The 16,405-nt window shown below is 61.7% G+C and carries 13 protein-coding genes and 1 tRNA gene; 6 read left to right on the plus strand and 8 right to left on the minus strand.

Annotation, left to right across the window (positions count from 1 at the left end; all coding sequences use genetic code 11):
* The first annotated feature begins 69 nt into the window (after window positions 1-69).
* The 3 genes from GYM54_RS12805 to GYM54_RS12815 all read left to right on the plus strand — a co-directional run bounded on the left by GYM54_RS12805 (window position 70) and on the right by GYM54_RS12815 (window position 3,868).
* Window positions 70-1,302 carry a methyltransferase gene (locus tag GYM54_RS12805; protein WP_197445336.1) on the plus strand — a complete coding sequence of 411 codons (1,233 nt, stop codon included), beginning with the start codon at window positions 70-72 and terminating at the stop codon, window positions 1,300-1,302.
* Window positions 1,303-1,377: 75 nt separating this feature from the next.
* A tRNA-Thr gene (locus GYM54_RS12810) sits at window positions 1,378-1,453 on the plus strand.
* Between the two features lie 195 nt (window positions 1,454-1,648).
* The gene (locus GYM54_RS12815; protein WP_197445337.1) at window positions 1,649-3,868 is read left to right on the plus strand and encodes an OsmC domain/YcaO domain-containing protein; all 2,220 of its coding nucleotides are present in this window, start codon (window positions 1,649-1,651) and stop codon (window positions 3,866-3,868) included.
* A gap of 117 nt (window positions 3,869-3,985) precedes the next feature.
* Here the strand turns inward: GYM54_RS12815 and GYM54_RS12820 are convergent, their stop codons facing one another.
* Entirely contained in the window at window positions 3,986-4,600 is a 615-nt protein-coding gene (locus tag GYM54_RS12820; RefSeq protein ID WP_374105170.1) for a 2OG-Fe(II) oxygenase, read from the minus strand.
* A 1,066-nt stretch (window positions 4,601-5,666) separates the two neighbouring features.
* Between GYM54_RS12820 and GYM54_RS12825 the strand changes: the two genes are divergently transcribed.
* Genes GYM54_RS12825 through GYM54_RS12835 form a run of 3 tightly spaced genes read left to right on the plus strand, consistent with a single transcriptional unit; the run spans window position 5,667 to window position 9,234 of the window.
* Window positions 5,667-6,995 carry a flippase gene (locus tag GYM54_RS12825; protein WP_197445339.1) on the plus strand — a complete coding sequence of 443 codons (1,329 nt, stop codon included), beginning with the start codon at window positions 5,667-5,669 and terminating at the stop codon, window positions 6,993-6,995.
* Window positions 6,992-8,050: a nitroreductase family protein gene (locus GYM54_RS12830; protein ID WP_181103224.1), complete on the plus strand. Its 1,059-nt coding sequence runs from the start codon at window positions 6,992-6,994 to the stop codon at window positions 8,048-8,050. The genes GYM54_RS12825 and GYM54_RS12830 overlap by 4 nt, the downstream gene beginning before the upstream one ends.
* An 8-nt stretch (window positions 8,051-8,058) precedes the next feature.
* The gene (locus tag GYM54_RS12835) at window positions 8,059-9,234 is read left to right on the plus strand and encodes a polysaccharide pyruvyl transferase family protein (RefSeq protein ID WP_197445340.1); all 1,176 of its coding nucleotides are present in this window, start codon (window positions 8,059-8,061) and stop codon (window positions 9,232-9,234) included.
* Window positions 9,235-9,478: 244 nt separating this feature from the next.
* Here the strand turns inward: GYM54_RS12835 and GYM54_RS12840 are convergent, their stop codons facing one another.
* The 7 genes from GYM54_RS12840 to GYM54_RS12870 are packed head-to-tail and all read right to left on the minus strand — an operon-like array spanning window position 9,479 to window position 16,328.
* A complete protein-coding gene (locus tag GYM54_RS12840) occupies window positions 9,479-10,084 on the minus strand; it encodes a DedA family protein (protein WP_197445341.1) in 606 nt (201 codons plus the stop codon).
* Window positions 10,085-10,087: 3 nt separating this feature from the next.
* The gene (locus GYM54_RS12845; RefSeq protein WP_197445342.1) at window positions 10,088-11,293 is read right to left on the minus strand and encodes a c-type cytochrome; all 1,206 of its coding nucleotides are present in this window, start codon (window positions 11,291-11,293) and stop codon (window positions 10,088-10,090) included.
* A gap of 7 nt (window positions 11,294-11,300) precedes the next feature.
* The gene (locus tag GYM54_RS12850) at window positions 11,301-11,924 is read right to left on the minus strand and encodes a cytochrome c oxidase assembly protein (protein WP_197445343.1); all 624 of its coding nucleotides are present in this window, start codon (window positions 11,922-11,924) and stop codon (window positions 11,301-11,303) included.
* Window positions 11,921-12,334 (minus strand): hypothetical protein, encoded by a 414-nt coding sequence (locus GYM54_RS12855; protein WP_181103233.1) that lies wholly within the window; start codon window positions 12,332-12,334, stop codon window positions 11,921-11,923. Before GYM54_RS12855 ends, GYM54_RS12850 begins: the two co-directional genes overlap by 4 nt.
* Entirely contained in the window at window positions 12,331-14,838 is a 2,508-nt protein-coding gene (ctaD, locus tag GYM54_RS12860) for a cytochrome c oxidase subunit I (protein ID WP_231752193.1), read from the minus strand. Before ctaD ends, GYM54_RS12855 begins: the two co-directional genes overlap by 4 nt.
* A gap of 8 nt (window positions 14,839-14,846) precedes the next feature.
* The gene (coxB, locus tag GYM54_RS12865) at window positions 14,847-15,863 is read right to left on the minus strand and encodes a cytochrome c oxidase subunit II (RefSeq protein ID WP_197445345.1); all 1,017 of its coding nucleotides are present in this window, start codon (window positions 15,861-15,863) and stop codon (window positions 14,847-14,849) included.
* Between the two features lie 57 nt (window positions 15,864-15,920).
* Entirely contained in the window at window positions 15,921-16,328 is a 408-nt protein-coding gene (locus tag GYM54_RS12870; protein ID WP_197445379.1) for a VanZ family protein, read from the minus strand.
* Window positions 16,329-16,405 lie beyond the last annotated feature (77 nt).

Here is a 16,405-nt window from a genome sequence, read left to right on the forward strand (position 1 = left end):
GGGCGTCTCGCTTTTCGGCAGAGGGTTTAGGCGCGATCATATGCGCAAAGCCGCCATCGCCAATCGCCCATGCCCCCCCATTCCGCCAGCTACCCGCAACTTGCCGAACGCTTCGAGCAGCTCGACGCGTTCTTACTGCGGCATCAGCCTTTGTGGCAACCGCGGCCGTTCACTCAGCACCACCTCGGGTGGGAAACAGATCATCCCGAGCTGGCGCGCTGGCTACGTGGCCGTTCGCTGGAAGCAGCCGAAGCGGCGCATAACCACCCCGCCGACCTGCCGGCGCCCGCCCCGTTTCCGCAACTGGCCGCGCAAGCCGTTGCGCTGAGCCACGTGGACGAACTGCCTCATTCACCACATCACCCAATCGACTCACGACAATCGGTTGACGTACCCGGGCGAAAATGGCTGCAGATCCAAGCGTTCGGCTCAGCATTGGCGTTCGCCGAAGCGCCTCGACACTGGCTCGACTGGTGCGCAGGCAAAGGCCACCTCGGGCGACGGCTTACCAGTACTGGCAACATGTTGACCTGTCTGGAATGGGACCCAGCTCTGGTCGCAGCGGGTAACCTGCTCAGCCAGCGATTGGGTATCGACGCGAAACATCTCCAACAAGACGTGATGAGCGAGGAAGCCGCTGCATGGCTCAGCCCGACCGTAACCCCTGTGGCGCTGCATGCGTGCGGCGATCTCCACGTGCGCCTGATCGACCTGAGCATCACGCAGCATTGCCGTCAGCTGGCAATCGCACCCTGCTGTTACAACCGCATCCAGACCGACCACTATCAGCCGCTGTCACAACTGGCCGCACGGTCGGCGCTCGCCTTGTCGCGCGACGATCTCGGCCTCCCACTCAGCGAAACGGTGACCGCCGGCGCCCGCGAACGCCGTCAGCGCGACCATTCCATGGCCTGGCGCCTGGGCTTCGACCTGCTCCAGCGCGAGCTGCGCGGTGAGGACGATTACCTGCCAACACCGTCACTGCCGACCAGCTGGTTGAAGAAAGGCTTCGAACGTTACTGCCGGGACCTGGCAGCCCTGAAAGCACTCCCCGAACCGCCCGCCCTGGACTGGAGCGCGCTCGAACGCCGCGGCTGGCAGCGCCTTGCTGAAGTTCGCAACCTGGAACTGCTGCGTGGCCTGTTCCGCCGACCGCTGGAGCTCTGGCTGTTGCTCGACCGCGCTCTATTGCTCTCTGAAAAGGGCTATGAGGTACGGCTCGGCACCTTCTGCCCTTCCGAAATCACGCCGCGCAATCTGCTGCTGCTTGCAGAGCTCGACGTACCAAGCGCAACCACTTGAAATAGGCGATGCAAACAAGCGCCAACAAACTGTTTACTCGCGCTAAGCAATCGCTATAATGGCGCCCATCTTTTAGCCGGTATAGCTCAGCTGGTAGAGCAACTGACTTGTAATCAGTAGGTCCCGAGTTCGACTCTTGGTGCCGGCACCATACAAAACAAAGGCTTGCAGCAATGCAGGCCTTTGTTTTTTCTGTCGTACGCAAAACGGCGTCGATAAACGGCTAAGCGGAAATCATCCCCCGCGCCTCTTCGCTACCGCAGCCGAAACCATAGGTCCGCTCCAGACTCCAGACGAGGCTCCGCATCGTCGAGATTTGTTGGCAGAACCCTTGAGGGAATCCCGCATGGAAATCAAGGTTAATTTTCTCGACAACCTTCGACTTGAAGCCAAGTTCGATGACTTCACTGTGGTGGCTGATCAACCGATCCGCTACAAAGGCGATGGCTCGGCACCCGGCCCGTTCGATTACTTCCTGGCCTCGTCAGCATTGTGCGCAGCTTACTTTGTGAAGTTGTACTGCCAGACGCGCGATATCCCTACCGACAATATCCGCCTTTCACAGAACAATATTGTTGACCCAGAAAATCGCTATAACCAGATTTTCAAGATTCAAGTCGAGCTGCCGGCGGATATCTCCGACAAGGACCGCCAGGGCATCCTGCGCTCCATAGACCGCTGCACCGTTAAAAAGGTGGTGCAAACCGGGCCTGAGTTCGTCATCGAAGAAGTCGAAAACCTCGATGCCGATGCTCAGGCACTGCTGATGCTCGATACGGACTCCAATGCCAGCACCTATATCGCTGGCAAGGACCTCCCGCTAGAACAGACCATCGCCAACATGTCGGCCATTCTGGCGGGCCTCGGCATGAAGATTGAAATTGCCTCCTGGCGCAATATCGTCCCCAACGTGTGGTCGCTGCATATCCGTGACGCGCAGTCGCCGATGTGCTTCACCAATGGCAAGGGTGCTACGAAAGAAGCGGCCCTGGCCTCGGCATTGGGCGAATTCATCGAGCGGCTCAATTGCAACTTCTTCTACAACGATCAGTTCTGGGGCGAAGAGATCGTCGACGCGCCGTTCGTGCATTACCAAGATGAACGCTGGTTCAAGCCTGGCCGCAACGATGCGCTACCGGCAGAAATCCTCGACGAGTACTGCCTGACGTTCTACAACCCCGATGGCGAGCTGCGTGGGTCGCATCTGATCGATACCAACTCCGGCAACGAAGCGCGCGGTATCTGCTCGCTGCCCTTCGTACGTCAGTCAGATGACGAGGTGGTGTATTTCCCGTCCAACCTTATTGAGAACCTGTACCTCAGCAACGGCATGAGCGCCGGCAACACGCTGGCCGAAGCACAGGTGCAATGCCTGTCGGAAATCTTCGAGCGTGCGGTAAAGCGCCAAATCCTCGAAGGCGAAATGGCCCTGCCGGACGTGCCGCAAGACGTGCTGGCGAAATATCCCGGCATTGTCGCGGGTATCCGAAGCCTGGAAGAACAGGGCTTCCCTGTGCTGGTGAAGGATGCGTCGCTGGGCGGTGAATTTCCGGTGATGTGCGTCACCTTGATGAACCCGCGTACCGGCGGTGTGTTTGCCTCGTTCGGCGCGCACCCCAGTTTCGAGATAGCGCTTGAGCGCAGCCTGACGGAGTTACTGCAAGGCCGCAGTTTTGAAGGGCTGAACGATCTGCCCCAACCTACCTTCGAAGGCTACGCATTAACGGAACCGAACAACTTCGTCGAACACTTCATTGATTCCAGCGGGGTCGTGTCGTGGCGCTTCTTCAGTGCCAAGGCAGATTTCGAGTTCGTTGAGTGGGACTTTTCGAGCCAGGGCGGCTCCAGTGAAAAAGAAAACGCCAACGCCGAAGAGGCCGCCACGTTGTTCGGCATTCTCGAAGCCATGGGCAAGGAAGTGTATATGGCGGTTTATGACCAGTTAGGCGCAACCGCTTGCCGTATTCTGGTGCCGGATTACTCGGAGATTTACCCGGTCGACGATTTGATCTGGGATAACACCAACAAGGCGTTGTTCTTTCGCGAAGACATCCTGAATTTGCATCGCCTGGGCAATGACGAATTGCGTGCACTGGTCGAGCGATTGGTCGAAAGCGAACTGGATGACTACACCGATATCACCACCTTGATCGGTATTGAGTTTGACGACAACACAGCTTGGGGCCAGCTAACGATCCTTGAGCTGAAGCTGCTGATCTATCTTGCCCTGCAGCAAAATGATGAAGCGAAAGAGCTTGTGGAAACCTTCCTGCAGTTCAACGACAACACCGTCGAACGCGATTTGTTCTATCAGGCCGTGAATGTAGTGCTTGAAGTACAACTGGACGACGAACTTGAGCTGGCCGATTACGAAGTCAACTTCCGCAGAATGTTTGGCAATGAGCGGATGGACGCTGCAATCGGTTCGGTGAACGGCAACGTTCGCTTCTTCGGCTTGACGCCGACCAGCATGAAACTGGAAGGCCTCGACAGGCACCTGCGCTTGATTGAAAGCTACAAGAAGCTGCACAGCGCCCGGGCAAGTGCTGCAGCGCTGGCTCGCTAACCGCTTGATGCGCAGTTCATGCGCCCTGTTCGCGTATGAGGAAGCCAGGCAGCGCCTGGCTTTTTTGTAGGCCCTCGCCAACCAGGGCGTGCTTGTACATCGCAATTGCCCGGCCTGTCAGGCCCGGCATCCCCGCGCCGCCGTGTAGCGATTTTCACGGCGCATCGTGAAAGATGATCCCTGTCGCGTAGCGGTTCCAGAGCGGACCCGACTGACCCCGTGACGCATGCTGACCCGATAAAAGCCCCGTTTCCCGGGAACCGGGCGATGTTGAACGGCAAACACCACAGCGTCTCCTTGCTCGAGGGGGACGACTTCTACGCGCGACTGCATCCTGGGACGTTGCTCGGTCAATACGAACTCACCACCGGTGAAATCAACGCCCGGCCGAGACAGCAGAACCGTGGCCTGCAGAGAAAAGAAGTGTTCCGCATAGACGTCCTGGTGCAGGCAGTTGTAATCGTCCTGGCCGTACCGCAGCAGGCAGAGGCGTAGGCCGCGGCTGCCCAGCAGCGTGGCATCCAGCAAGGAATCGGCCAGATCCTGGGGGTAACGTACGGAAAGACGTAAAGCCTGATTCCAGCGGTTGGCTATCGGCACTAAACGGGATAGAGCGCCGCCCTCAATTGGGATATGCACAGCACAAGCGGGTAACCAAAATCTTTGTATTCGCCACGGCAAAACCGTGACGCTGCATGACGACTCGGGTCCGAAAACCGTCGTCATGTTCATACAATCCGGCGAGCCACTCGCATTCACTCATCGACAGTAGGCTTCTGAAGACGGTGTGACCGCGCGCGTCCAAGTCGTCTATGGCCTGGGGCCAATCGTACCCACAAATCCGTTGTGCGATCGCCTCAGCGCTTGAGTCGTCTGGGTCAGCCGTTGTTCTGGGTTTTCCCTGCAGAGTACTCGCCGTGTGCAGCCAAGGCCTGGTCAATTCAACGCTCAGCAATGACGGGGAAACGGCGGTCTTTTCGGCGTAAGGCTTAGATCGCGCTAGTCCAGGTTACGCCGGGTTGGCCCTAGTGTGACCAGGTGCGCCTGCCCCTGTATGCCGGTTCTGGCTTTCGAAGACGGGCATGAGGATGGGATTGAAAGAGGAAGCAGGTACGAAGCTCGCCGGAACGCATAGCGGCAGTGTTACTAGGTTTGCTGGCTGAAGCTACTGGGGGCAACACATACAAAAAAGCCCCGCATCGTGAGATGCGGGGCTTTTCTGTTTGGCGCTGAGTCCTGTTCCTTTGAGCCGCTCCGAGCGGCAATTCCCTACGCCCATCCAGGCGCTTGCGAGATCCTTCGCGGCAGCTTTGCCGACGGCCCGAACGTGGCGGGCCGTGCGCCGTGCTAGGCGATCCATGACGCGTCGAAACGGGTTATGGAGCGGCTAACAAGCGGCGCAGGGTTAAGAGCGGGTGTGATGGCAAAAGTTCAACTTTTGAAATGAAAAGGCCACCAGGATTAAGCGGCACGATCGGCCAAAGCCCATCTTCGTGACGATACCGCTGATCGGGGCGCGCTCCGCAGGTCGGCGGATTCCTGTTTTTCCAAGCCCGCACGCCCCGCCAGGCGCTTTAGCCCGCACATGCCGCGAATACAGGGTTCGGTCGGCATAGCCATTGGCCAGGCAGCAACAGCGCCGAACATTGGTAACGGTCTCGATACATTTCCGTTCCGCGGATCATCGGAACATGAGGGGGTTACTGCGGTCAGCTGAGCGTCGCCGCACTCCAGCGCAACAAACCGGGCATATGACTGCCACCACGGAGCCAGCAGCCTTGAGGAGTTAGGCCATTCGATGACAGCGATCCATACCCTTTTCAACAAGCTCAAGCTTTACCTCTTCAACGCCTCCTGGATGATGGCGGAGCGGCTTTTACACATCGGCGTAGGTTTTCTCACGGCGATACTGCTGGCGCGGTATCTAGGACCGGAGCAGTTCGGCATCCTCTCCTACGCGATTTCGATGACGGCCATCTTCGCCTCCGCCGGGCACATGGGCCTCGCCGGGCTGGTGGTGCGCGAGGTGGTCCAGCAGCCGGATAAAATACCGGAAACACTCGGCACCACCTTCGTGCTGAAGCTGACCGGGATGACCATCGGCTTCACGCTGATCCTCATCTACTCGCTGCTGTTCGAAGAAATCGGCGGCACCGAATTCTGGATGCTGTTGATCGTCTCGACGGCGATCTTCTTTCAGACCTTCGACGTGGTCGAGTACTGGTTCCAGTCGCAGGTGCAGGCCAAGTACCCGGCGATCGCCAAATCCACTGCGATTTTGCTGTCGGCCGGTCTCAAGCTGTTGCTGGCCCTTGGCGGTGCCGGCGTGGTGGCCTTCGCGTTTGCCCATACCGCGCAGTTCGTGCTTGCGGCGGTGATTCTGGCGATGCTCTATAAGGGCACGACGACCGTCTCGCTGATGAGCTGGAAGGCAAGTTTCGCCAAGGCGAAGGAGCTGCTCAGCCAGGGCTGGATCATTTACCTCGGCTCGATCTTCGCGGTGATCTACATGAAGATCGATCAGGTGATGCTCAAGTGGATGGTCGGCGCCGAAGAGGTCGGCGTTTATGCAGTCGCCGCGCAGCTCTCCGAGGCCTGGTATTTCCTGCCGACGGCCATCGTTGCTTCCTTCTTTCCCAAGTTGATCAAGCTGCATGCGGCCGATGCGGCGCGTTTCAACCTGCGTTTCCAGCAATTGCTGGATGTGCTGTTCATTCTTGCCATCGCCGTTGCGGTGCTGGTGTCGCTCGTCGCCGGGCCGCTGATCGCACTGCTGTTCGGCGCCGAATACCAAAACTCCGCATCGATTCTCACCATCCATATCTGGGGTGGTGTGTTCATTTTCATGCGCGCGGCGTTCAGCCGCTGGATCCTGATCGAAGGCGCGCTGATGTTTTCGCTGATCACCCAGAGCCTTGGCGCGCTGGCCAATATCGGCCTGAATCTGGTGCTGATTCCCCATTACGGTGGTGAAGGTGCTGCTATGGCGACGCTGATTTCCTATGCCGTCGCCTCCTACGCCGCGCTGCTGGTGCACAAGAAGACCCGGCCGGTGTTCTACATGATGACCAAATCCATGTTCAGTCCATTCCGTTATGCATTCAGTGCCGTAGGAGCCAGTCGATGAGCTTGAAATCACTTGCCAAGGCCCTGCCCGACCCGATCAAGGCCGCGCTCAAGGCCACCCGGGACAATGCCCGCCTGACGCTGGTCCGGCTGTTTTCCGCCAATGGCTTCCTGTCCTCTGTTTATTACTGCCTGATCAGCCGCGAGTTCGATCGCGAGCACCGAGCGGTGCTGCTGGGTCGCCTACGGTTCGCCCGGCTGATGCGCAGCAAAGGCGAGAACGATGCCTTTCTGCGGCGCAACGTGCATCGCCTGGAGAAGGGTCTGATCATGCGCCCCCGCCGCTCCACCTTCGCCGAGGACTACATCGGCCCGACGGTACGCTGCTTCGCAGATGCGACTCAGGCGGGGATGGTCAACGGCCAGCAGCGCTGGGCCAACGACGTGCTGGGCGATTACTTCTCCGCAGTCGGCAGCACGCCGCGCATCGACTCGGCTAAACAGGCCTTTGCCAACGCGCAACGCCCCGATCAATCCAGCCGTTGCGTGCCCTACCCGCATAGCCAGCTGCCGGCGTGCCCGGTCAGTTATGACGAACTGATGGTGCTGTTCCGCCGCCGCCGCTCGGTGCGTTGGTATCAGGACAAGCCGGTCGCCAATGAGCTGATCGAGCAAGCGGTCAGAGCCGCGGCGCTCGCGCCTTCGGCCTGCAACCGTCAGCCATTTCGCTTCTACGTCAGCAACGACCGGACCAAGGCCGCGGAAGTCGCCCAGTGCGCCGGCGGCACCGCGGGCTTTCACGACAACCTGCCCTGCGTGATCGCAGTGGTGGGCGATCTGGGCTGCTATCCGGAAGCGCGCGACCGCCACGTCATCTATATCGACGGCTCGCTGGCGGCAATGCAGCTGATGCTGGCGCTGGAAAGCCTGGGTCTGTCCAGTTGCTCGATCAACTGGCCGGATGTGGAAGAAAAGGAACGCCAACTGGCGAAAAAACTGGGCCTGGCCTACCACGAGCGCACGGTGATGCTGCTGGCGGTGGGCTATGCCGATCCAACTGGAGGGATCCCCTATTCGGACAAGAAGACCGAGCAAGATTTGATCGTATACAACTGAGGTAAGCGATGATTATCGAGATCCGAAAGGCAGGCTTCGTCAATAAAGGCGCAGAGCTGATGTTGCACGCGACGCTGCAGAAGCTGAAGACCCGGTACCCAGACGCTACCTTCGTCATGGCGCCCACGCCGAAGAAGGCTGAGCAACCGTTCCGCAAGCTGGTCCAGCTGGGCTTCTATCCCAAGGCGTGGCTGTGGCGCTACGGCATCCAGTGGGGCACGCTGGCCAACTTCGCGCCGCGTCCGCTGCGCGAGATGTACGGCGTGGTGCTGGACAAGGAAGTCGACGTGGTCATCGATGCCGCCGGCTTTGCCTACAGCGATCAATGGGGCGAAAGCCCTTGCGCGGAACTGGCGCAGTCGACCCGGCGCTGGAAGAAGAACGGCACCCGCGTGATCCTGCTGCCGCAGGCGTTGGGCCCGTTCGAATCGGAGAAGAACCAGGCGGCGATGAAGTCCGTGGTGGAAAACGTCGACCTGATCTTCCCGCGCGAACGCGTCTCCTACGAACACCTGACCCGACTGGTCGGCGAGCAGGCCAAGATCAAGCAATCGCCGGACTTCACCAATCTGGTGAGCGGCGTGCTGCCCCAAGGCTTCGATGTCGAGCAGAACCGTTTCTGCATCGTTCCCAACTGCCGGATGCTCGACAAGACCGATCAGAAGACGCGCGAGGCGTACCTGCCGTTTTTGATCACCTGCACTCGCTATCTGTTGAAAAAGAACGCCAAGCCCTTCGTGCTGGTCCACGAAGGTAAGGATGACCAGCGGCTGGCCGAACAGCTGTCAGCGGCCGTCGGCGGTATCCCGATCGTTCAGGAAAGTGGTGCGCTGGAGATCAAGGGCATTCTAGGTGCCTGCAGTGGCACCCTCGGTAGCCGCTTTCATGGCTTGGTCAGTGCTCTGTCCCAGGGCGTGCCAGCGCTAGCGACGGGCTGGAGCCACAAGTACCAGATGCTATTCGAGGACTATGGCTTCCCCGAAGGCCTGGTCGAAGTAACGACCGACGAGGCGGAAATCGAACGCAAGATCGATCTGGTGACCGACGATGCCGAGCGGATAAAAGCGCTGATTCAGGCCCGCACCGATCAGCTCAAGCAACAGTCCGAACGGATGTGGCAGGAGGTCTTCGCGGTCATCGACCAGTGCCAGCACAGCAGCCGCTCCTGCGCCGGCGCAGCCTGAGCGCAGTAGGGCTGGCGAAGCATCCAGCAACAGTTGAACAGCCGGTGGGCTAAAGCGGAACGCCACTCGGCCAGCCCTACCTGCGGCCTATGTGCCCTGTAGGGTGGGCTTCAGCCCACCAACAATCGGAGCCAGCGACAACACCCTGGCGGTGTTAAACCCTGTTTGTTCGGAAAAGCGGTGGGCTGAAGCCCACCCTACGGGTTGAGGCTTTTGGTTGGGCCTTCGCTTCCGCTCGTCCCGCTCAGCCACGCCGGGCAGAGCGTTGGCGGATCAGCCGGTACAGGTAGAACAGGACGAACGCCACCACCACGCCAGTGGAAACCGGGTCGATGTAATCGGCAACCTTCTCGTACTGCGATTCGAGCACGAAGCCAGCCAGTGCCAACAGCGCGGTCCAGATCAGCGAACCCAGCGTCGAATAGAGCAGAAACAGCGCCATCGGCATGCCGACGATCCCGGCCGGCACCGAAATGAGGGTGCGCACCGCCGGCACCAGACGGCCGAAGAACACCGCGCTTTTGCCATGGCGATCAAACCAGCGGCTCGCCGCGTCGACGTCCTCAGGCGACAGCGTAAGCCAGTGCCCCCAACGCTTGGCGAGGCGCTTCACGCGTTCCTGGCCTAGCTTGGCGCCGGCGTAATACCAGGGCAGCGCGCCCACCACCGAGCCGGCAGTGCCGGCAACGATCACACCGGCGAAGTTCAGTTCGCCGCGCGCCGCCACGAAGCCCGCCAGAGGCATGATCAGTTCGGACGGAATCGGCGGGAAGATATTCTCCAGCAACATGAGCGCGAACACGCCCACGTAACCGAACGCCGAAACGATTTCCACGACCTTATCGAACATCGATTACCTCTGCGGTTGTAGTGTGGCGGCCGGCTCGGCAGTCAATGTCGCCATGTCCGTCGGCGGCAGCGACGCATAGTAATCCGCCAGTGCCTGTATCTGCTCAGGCGTGAGGCGCTGCGCGGCACTGTGCATGATGTGCACGTATTCGCTACCGCCGCGGGTGCCGGCGGTGAACAGGTCCAGCTGCTGCTTCAGATAGCGGGCGTGCTGCCCGGCGATATCCGGGTACATCGGATTGCGCGGCGAACGTTTCGGTCCATGGCAATGAACGCAGGACGGTACGCCGCGCTCCGGCATACCGCGTTCGGCCAACACTTTTCCGTGTGCAAGGGTTTTAGGCGCCGCGGTGGAGTCGTCTGCGAGGGCAACCATCGGCAGCGCGGCATAGTGCTTGGCAAGCGCCTTCAGCACCGGCGGTTCGAGCCCGGCCGCGACCGGCTGCATGATGCCGCTGTGGCGCGTGCCACGGGCGTAAGCCTGCAGCGTGCCGAGCAGATAGGCTTCGCTCTGTCCGGCCAGTCGCGGGACGGCGCCTTTTCCGCGTCCGCCACCATCCGCGCCGTGGCAGCGGCTGCAGTTGGCCAATACCGTCTCAAGCACCCCCTCCGCAGGCCCGAGGCGATCGCTATTCGCTGATCCCCAATCATCGCCCAGCGCGAGCTCGCAATAGCGCTGCTCGGACATCTCTGGCAATGCTTGGAGAAACGCCACCATCGCCCAGATTTCATCATCCCGGTTGGCGGTCGGCCAGGCCGGCATGGCGGTGTACTTGATGCCATTCTTGACGATCCAGAATAGCTCTTGCGGCTCCCAGCGCTTTATCCGTGGCGGCAGGAATGGCGGTTCGGGCGTCATCCCGCGCACGATCGGCAAACGCTCGCGCCCCGGTGCGCCATGGCAAGTGGCGCAACCGGTCTCGTAATGCCCCGCGCCCTTGAGCACCAGCGCCCGATCGTCCAGCGGTGGCACCTTGATGCCTATCGACTGGGTGCTTACCGCGCGACGCATGGCGTAGTGCAGCAACCAGCCGGTCGCTTTCCAGTGGCCGGAACTGGCGCTGATCGACACCAGCCCCAGCGAAACCAGCACGAAACCGCCCACACCCGAGAGCGCCGCCATCAGCGCCACCGCAGCCACCACGCGTTTCCAGGACCCACCCGTTAGCCAGCACAGCCAGCGCCGCAAGGGCGCTGAAGCTCGCTGCATGATTTGCCTAGCTGACCGAAACGGCATCGCGCTTGTCCTGTAGCAGCCCGAAGAGCAGATACAGCCCGCCGATCAGGTAGGAAGTGCCGCCAAAGACCAGCATGATCACGCCGCCGATTTGCTGGTCTTCGAGCAGCGTCAAACTCGACAGCCCGCTGTGCTCGAACAGCGGTCGGCTGGACATCGTCAACAACACGCCGAGCAACGTCATGTGCATCGAGGTCAGCAACAACCCGGCGATGCCGGCCAGCGCGCGGTGATGCCGGGCGCCGCCGAAGGCCGCGAGCCACACCAGCAATCCGACGAATAGATAGCTGCCTTGCTCCAGCACCTGCGCGGCCTGCGATGTGCGTGCCGCGTGGTGCAGCGCCGGCATGTGCCAGGCCCAGACTACGAACAGCTCGATCACCGAGGCCAGAATTGGCGAGAACAGCGCGGGTAGGCGGCTGGAAATATCCAGTCGGCCCCCGGCAAGTCCGATCGCCAGCAACGGCGCCGCGACGGCCACCACCATTACGTGCATGAGCATGTGTCCGACGAACATCCGATCCGCCATCGCCGGCAGCGGACCGAGCCAGACCGCCGCCAGCGTGGCCAGGCCGAGCATCAAGGCCAACGGGCGCCAAATCATTCGCAGCTCCTGATGAAGACCGCGCTCAGGGCCACGAATATCGTCGCAACGAAACTCAGGCCACTGAGCAGCAGCGTCGAAAAGCCAAGGAAGCGATGGCGGTCGGCGGGCGTATCGAAATCATGGGGCGCCGTGGCGTGACCGAAGGTGTGCATGCGCCAACCGCGCCAGCCGGTCAGGCCAATGCCGATGAGGGCCAAAAGCGTCAGCCCACCGATAATCAGGCGCAGGTCACCCAACGGCCCGGTACGCCCCGCGACCTTGGCGCACCAGACTGCGGCGACGACATAACACAGTAAAAAGTGCACGGCCCAGATGGTCGGCCCGAAGGTCAGCAGCCAGAGCGTGCTGCGCTCGTCGAGCGGCGCTTCGGATGTTTCTTCCGGTCGGGCTTCGGCTTGCTCGTTCATGCAACCTCCGGAAATCCGGCGATGACCGCAACGGTCACGCCAACGGTGATGGCCATGAAATGCCAGTACAGCGCGACATTGTGGATATCGATGTCGTGTTCGGCGGTCATCCGTCCAGCAGCGCGGCGTGCCAGACCGTAGAGCTGCATGATCAGGCCGACGCCAAGGTGCAACAGGCACCAGAGCACCAGCACCCAGACGGTCGCCGGATAGACGTTTGTGGTCGGATCGAGCCCACTGAAATGCGGCCCGGCGAACAGCGCGCCAGCACCGGCGAGAGTCAGCAAGGCGGCCAGCCCCAGCGCCAGATAGAACCCCGCCGCCTGATCGCGCCCATTGCAGCGGCGCGCCAGCAGGGTCAGCCCCCAGGACGCAAGAACAAGCCCCAGCGCGATCACCGGCCAGACCACGCCGGGACCGGCCGCGTCCGCCGGCGGGAAATTTTCGTGCACCGTCCAGAAGAAAAAGTAGCCGAATACCAGACTGGCGAAGGCGCTCATGTCGCCAATCATGGTGATGAACATGGCCCACCAGCCCACCGACCTGGCGCCCGAGGCGTAGAGCGGCACCGACACGCCGAGGCCGATGTCCTTGCGCGGTTTTTCCGGAATCACCGCAGTGCCGGTCCACAACCAGACGAGGATGGTCACCAGCGCCAGAAAGCCGCTGGTCAGCGCCGCGACATACCAGCTGTAGGTCGCGAAGATGAACAGCCCGCCGGTGAACACCGCCGACCAGAAGGCGAGGAAGGTCGGTCCCGGCACGCGCAGGCATTGGATCGGCTCGGCGTCGATGATGCTGCTGATCAGCGTCTCGCGCTTGCCTTCCTCAGCATCGGGCAGATAGAAGCGCCCGGCATCGACGTCGCGCATCAGGTTCGGCTGGTCCCACAGCGGATAACGGCCCTTGATGATCGGAATTGAGCGCACGCCCCAGGACTTGCCGGGCATTTCCGCCAGCCATTCGAGGGTGCCGGCATTCCACGGGTTGCGCTGGCTGTAGGGCTGCTTACCCTTGGGCCGCAGCACGTCCCAGACCAGCACCGCGACGCCAGCGGCGAGGATGAAGGCGCCAACCGTGGAGACCATGTTGAGCACGTCGAAGCCCATGTCTGGGGCGTAGGTGTAGACCCGTCGCGGCATGCCCAGCAGGCCGGTGAAGTGCATCGGCAAGAAGCCAATGTTGAAGCCGATGAACATCAGCCAAAAGGCGATCCGCCCAAGCTTGTCCGAGAGCGTTTTGCTCATAGCCAGCGGGAAGAAGTAGTACAGCCCGGCGATCACCGGGAACAGCATCCCGCCGATCAGCACATAGTGCAGGTGCGCGACGATGAAGTAGGTGTCGTGCGCCTGGAAGTCGAACGGCGCCAGCGCCACCATCACCCCGGTCAGGCCGCCGAGCACGAAGATCGCCAACGCGCCGGCGACGAACAGCATGGGCACCGATTTGACGAAGCGCCCGGCCAGCGCCGTGGCGAGAAAGCAGAAGATCTGCACGCCGGTCGGGATCGCCACCGCCTCGGACGCCGCCGAGAAGAACGCCAGCGAGATGCCCGGCATGCCGGTGGTGAACATGTGGTGCACCCACAGTCCGAAGCTGATGAAGCCGGTGCCCACCGCCGCCAGCACGATAAAGCTGTAGCCGACGATGGGCCGCTGCGAGGCGGTGGGCACGATGGTCGCCACCAGCGCCACAGCGGGCAGGAAGATGATGTAAACCTCCGGATGGCCGAAAATCCAGAACAGGTGCTGCCACAGCAGCGGATCGCCGCCGCGGGTGTGGTCGAAGAATGGCCAGTCGAAGGCGCGCTCCAGTTCGAACAGTAGGTCACCAGCGATTAGCGGCGGGAAGGCGAACAGGATCATTCCCGCCACCACCAGGATGTACCAGCAATACAGCGGGATCAGGTTGATGCGCATGCCGGGCGGGCGCGTCTTCAGCACGCCGACGATCAGTTCTACGGCCGCCGCGATCGACGCCACCTCGATGAACGACAACCCGAGTAGCCAGATATCCGCGCCGAGTCCTTCCTGATAGCTGGTGGTCAGCGGCGGATACATGAACCAGCCGCCCTGGGGCGCGACGCCAAAGAAGATCGAGCCGCAGACGAACACGCCGCCAATGATGAAACACCAGAAACCGTAGGCCGACAGTCGCGGAAACGGCAGGTCCCGCGCGCCGAGCATCTGCGGCAGGATAAGGATCGAAAACGCCTCGAAGATCGGCACGCCGAACAGGAACATCATCACCGAGCCGTGCAGGGTGAAGACCTGGTTGTAGGTTTCGGCGGACAGCAGATCATTGTCCGGCACTGCCAGCTGGGCGCGAATCAGCATCGCCAGCACGCCGGCAAAGAGGAAGAACAGAAAGGACACGCCGGTGTACCAGAGTCCGACCTCGGTGTTGTTTACCGCTGACCAGTAGCGCCAGCCGGTGGGCGTCTTCCAGGCGGCGGCCAGGCGTTCGGCCTGCGCCTTGGCGCGCGTTTCGTCGTGCACGTCCATCGGCTCGCTCATTTCAGTCCGCTCAGGTAGTGCGCCATGGCGTTCAGCTGTTCTTGGGGCAACATGCCGAAGGCGGGCATTCTCACGTCCGGCTTGATCTTGCCGGTGTGGCCGATCCAGCGCTGGAAGGCGTCGACATCTGCCGGCAAGGTTCCCGCGCCAAGGCTCAGGCGGCTGCCGACGTGGGTCAGATCGGGGCCGAGCGCGCCATCAGCCTCGGTGCCACGCACGCGGTGACAGGCGCCGCAGCCGTTGGCGAGAAACGCCTGCTGGCCTTGCCGCTGCAAAGCGGTTTGCGGTGCCTGCGCGGGCTCGGCCTGCCCGGCGAGCCAAGCGCCGAACGCCGCCGGTTCCATCACCACGACGGGGAAATTCATCAGCGCGTGAGCGGTGCCGCAATATTCGGCGCAGGCGCCGCGAAAGGTGCCTGTGCGCGTCGGTTCGAGCACCAGCTGGGTGGTGCGGCCGGGAATCATGTCGACCTTGCCGCCCAGAGAGGGAATCCAGAACGAGTGAATCACGTCCGGGCTGGTCAGGCTGAAGGCCACCCGCTGGCCGACCGGCAGACGAATCTCGTTGGCCAGCTCCACCTTGTCGCCGGCCTCGGTTTCGTAGCGCACCCGCCACCACCACTGTTCGCCCGAGACATCCACCTGCAGGTCGACATCGGCGGTCGAGCGTAGCGGCTGCATCAGCATCAACCCGTAGATCAGCAGCGCAGTGAGCACCACGACGGGAAACACGATCCCGCCACCCAGGATCAGCCAGCGCGCGCTGCGAATGCCATGTGCCTCGGGGTGCGCCCGGGTGGCGTAGTAGGCGATGCCCATCACCAGCGCCCAGATCAGCAGGCCGCCGCCGCACATCCACCAGAACAGTTCGGCGATGCGTTCGGCACCGGTGCCGGCGGGGTTCAGCGTCGACTGCTGACCGTCACAGGCGACCAACAGCGCCACGGGCAACAGAGCGAAGCCGCGTCGCCAGGGCCGCATAGGCGGATTATCGTTGGTCGGCTGGGGCCACATGGTCCGGCTCGTCGAAAGTCTATTGCGTGTGACCCACGACCAAACGGAAAAGTTGGCTCAGGGCCGCGCGGCAGTCTCGACACGCTCCGCTGCCTCGGGCGCTTCGGGGTCGGTGGTGACGCCGATACGCCGCAGATACCAGAGATACGCCAGATGCGAGCAACCCCAGCCCAGCAGCACGCCCGCCGCATTGGCCAGCATGTCGCCCGGCGATGCCTGGCGATTGGGTAGAAAACTCTGACCGACCTCGATCAGCAAGGCCGCGCCAAGGCTGGCCAGAATGGTCCAGACCACCCGCCATTGCGGGAAGGCCAGGCGCAGGGTGAAGGTCAGTGCCGCGAAGCCCAGCATATGGTGCAGCTTGTCCTGTTGGTCGAACACCTGTGGCACCGGCTCGGGCCGCAGCCCGCTGAACAGGATGACGCCCAGGACCACGATGAATGGCAACGCACGCAAGCAATTGATAGACAAACGAAAACTCTCGCAGTGGTCGGGGTAAAGGGGAGCAGGACCCGAACGGGCAAAAGGAAGGCATCACGACC

Origin of the sequence: Pseudomonas sp. MTM4, assembly GCF_019355055.1 — a bacterium.
GTDB lineage: Bacteria > Pseudomonadota > Gammaproteobacteria > Pseudomonadales > Pseudomonadaceae > Stutzerimonas.

Excerpts from the sequence above, each read along its gene's own strand:
- GYM54_RS12805 (WP_197445336.1), top strand. The coding sequence starts at position 70 with ATGCCCCCCCATTCCGCCAGCTACCCGCAACTTGCCGAACGCTTCGAG.
- GYM54_RS12815 (WP_197445337.1), top strand. The coding sequence starts at position 1,649 with ATGGAAATCAAGGTTAATTTTCTCGACAACCTTCGACTTGAAGCCAAG.
- GYM54_RS12820 (WP_374105170.1), bottom strand. The coding sequence starts at position 4,600 with ATGAACATGACGACGGTTTTCGGACCCGAGTCGTCATGCAGCGTCACG.
- GYM54_RS12825 (WP_197445339.1), top strand. The coding sequence starts at position 5,667 with ATGACAGCGATCCATACCCTTTTCAACAAGCTCAAGCTTTACCTCTTC.
- GYM54_RS12830 (WP_181103224.1), top strand. The coding sequence starts at position 6,992 with ATGAGCTTGAAATCACTTGCCAAGGCCCTGCCCGACCCGATCAAGGCC.
- GYM54_RS12835 (WP_197445340.1), top strand. The coding sequence starts at position 8,059 with ATGATTATCGAGATCCGAAAGGCAGGCTTCGTCAATAAAGGCGCAGAG.
- GYM54_RS12840 (WP_197445341.1), bottom strand. The coding sequence starts at position 10,084 with ATGTTCGATAAGGTCGTGGAAATCGTTTCGGCGTTCGGTTACGTGGGC.
- GYM54_RS12845 (WP_197445342.1), bottom strand. The coding sequence starts at position 11,293 with ATGCAGCGAGCTTCAGCGCCCTTGCGGCGCTGGCTGTGCTGGCTAACG.
- GYM54_RS12850 (WP_197445343.1), bottom strand. The coding sequence starts at position 11,924 with ATGATTTGGCGCCCGTTGGCCTTGATGCTCGGCCTGGCCACGCTGGCG.
- GYM54_RS12855 (WP_181103233.1), bottom strand. The coding sequence starts at position 12,334 with ATGAACGAGCAAGCCGAAGCCCGACCGGAAGAAACATCCGAAGCGCCG.
- ctaD (WP_231752193.1), bottom strand. The coding sequence starts at position 14,838 with ATGGACGTGCACGACGAAACGCGCGCCAAGGCGCAGGCCGAACGCCTG.
- coxB (WP_197445345.1), bottom strand. The coding sequence starts at position 15,863 with ATGTGGCCCCAGCCGACCAACGATAATCCGCCTATGCGGCCCTGGCGA.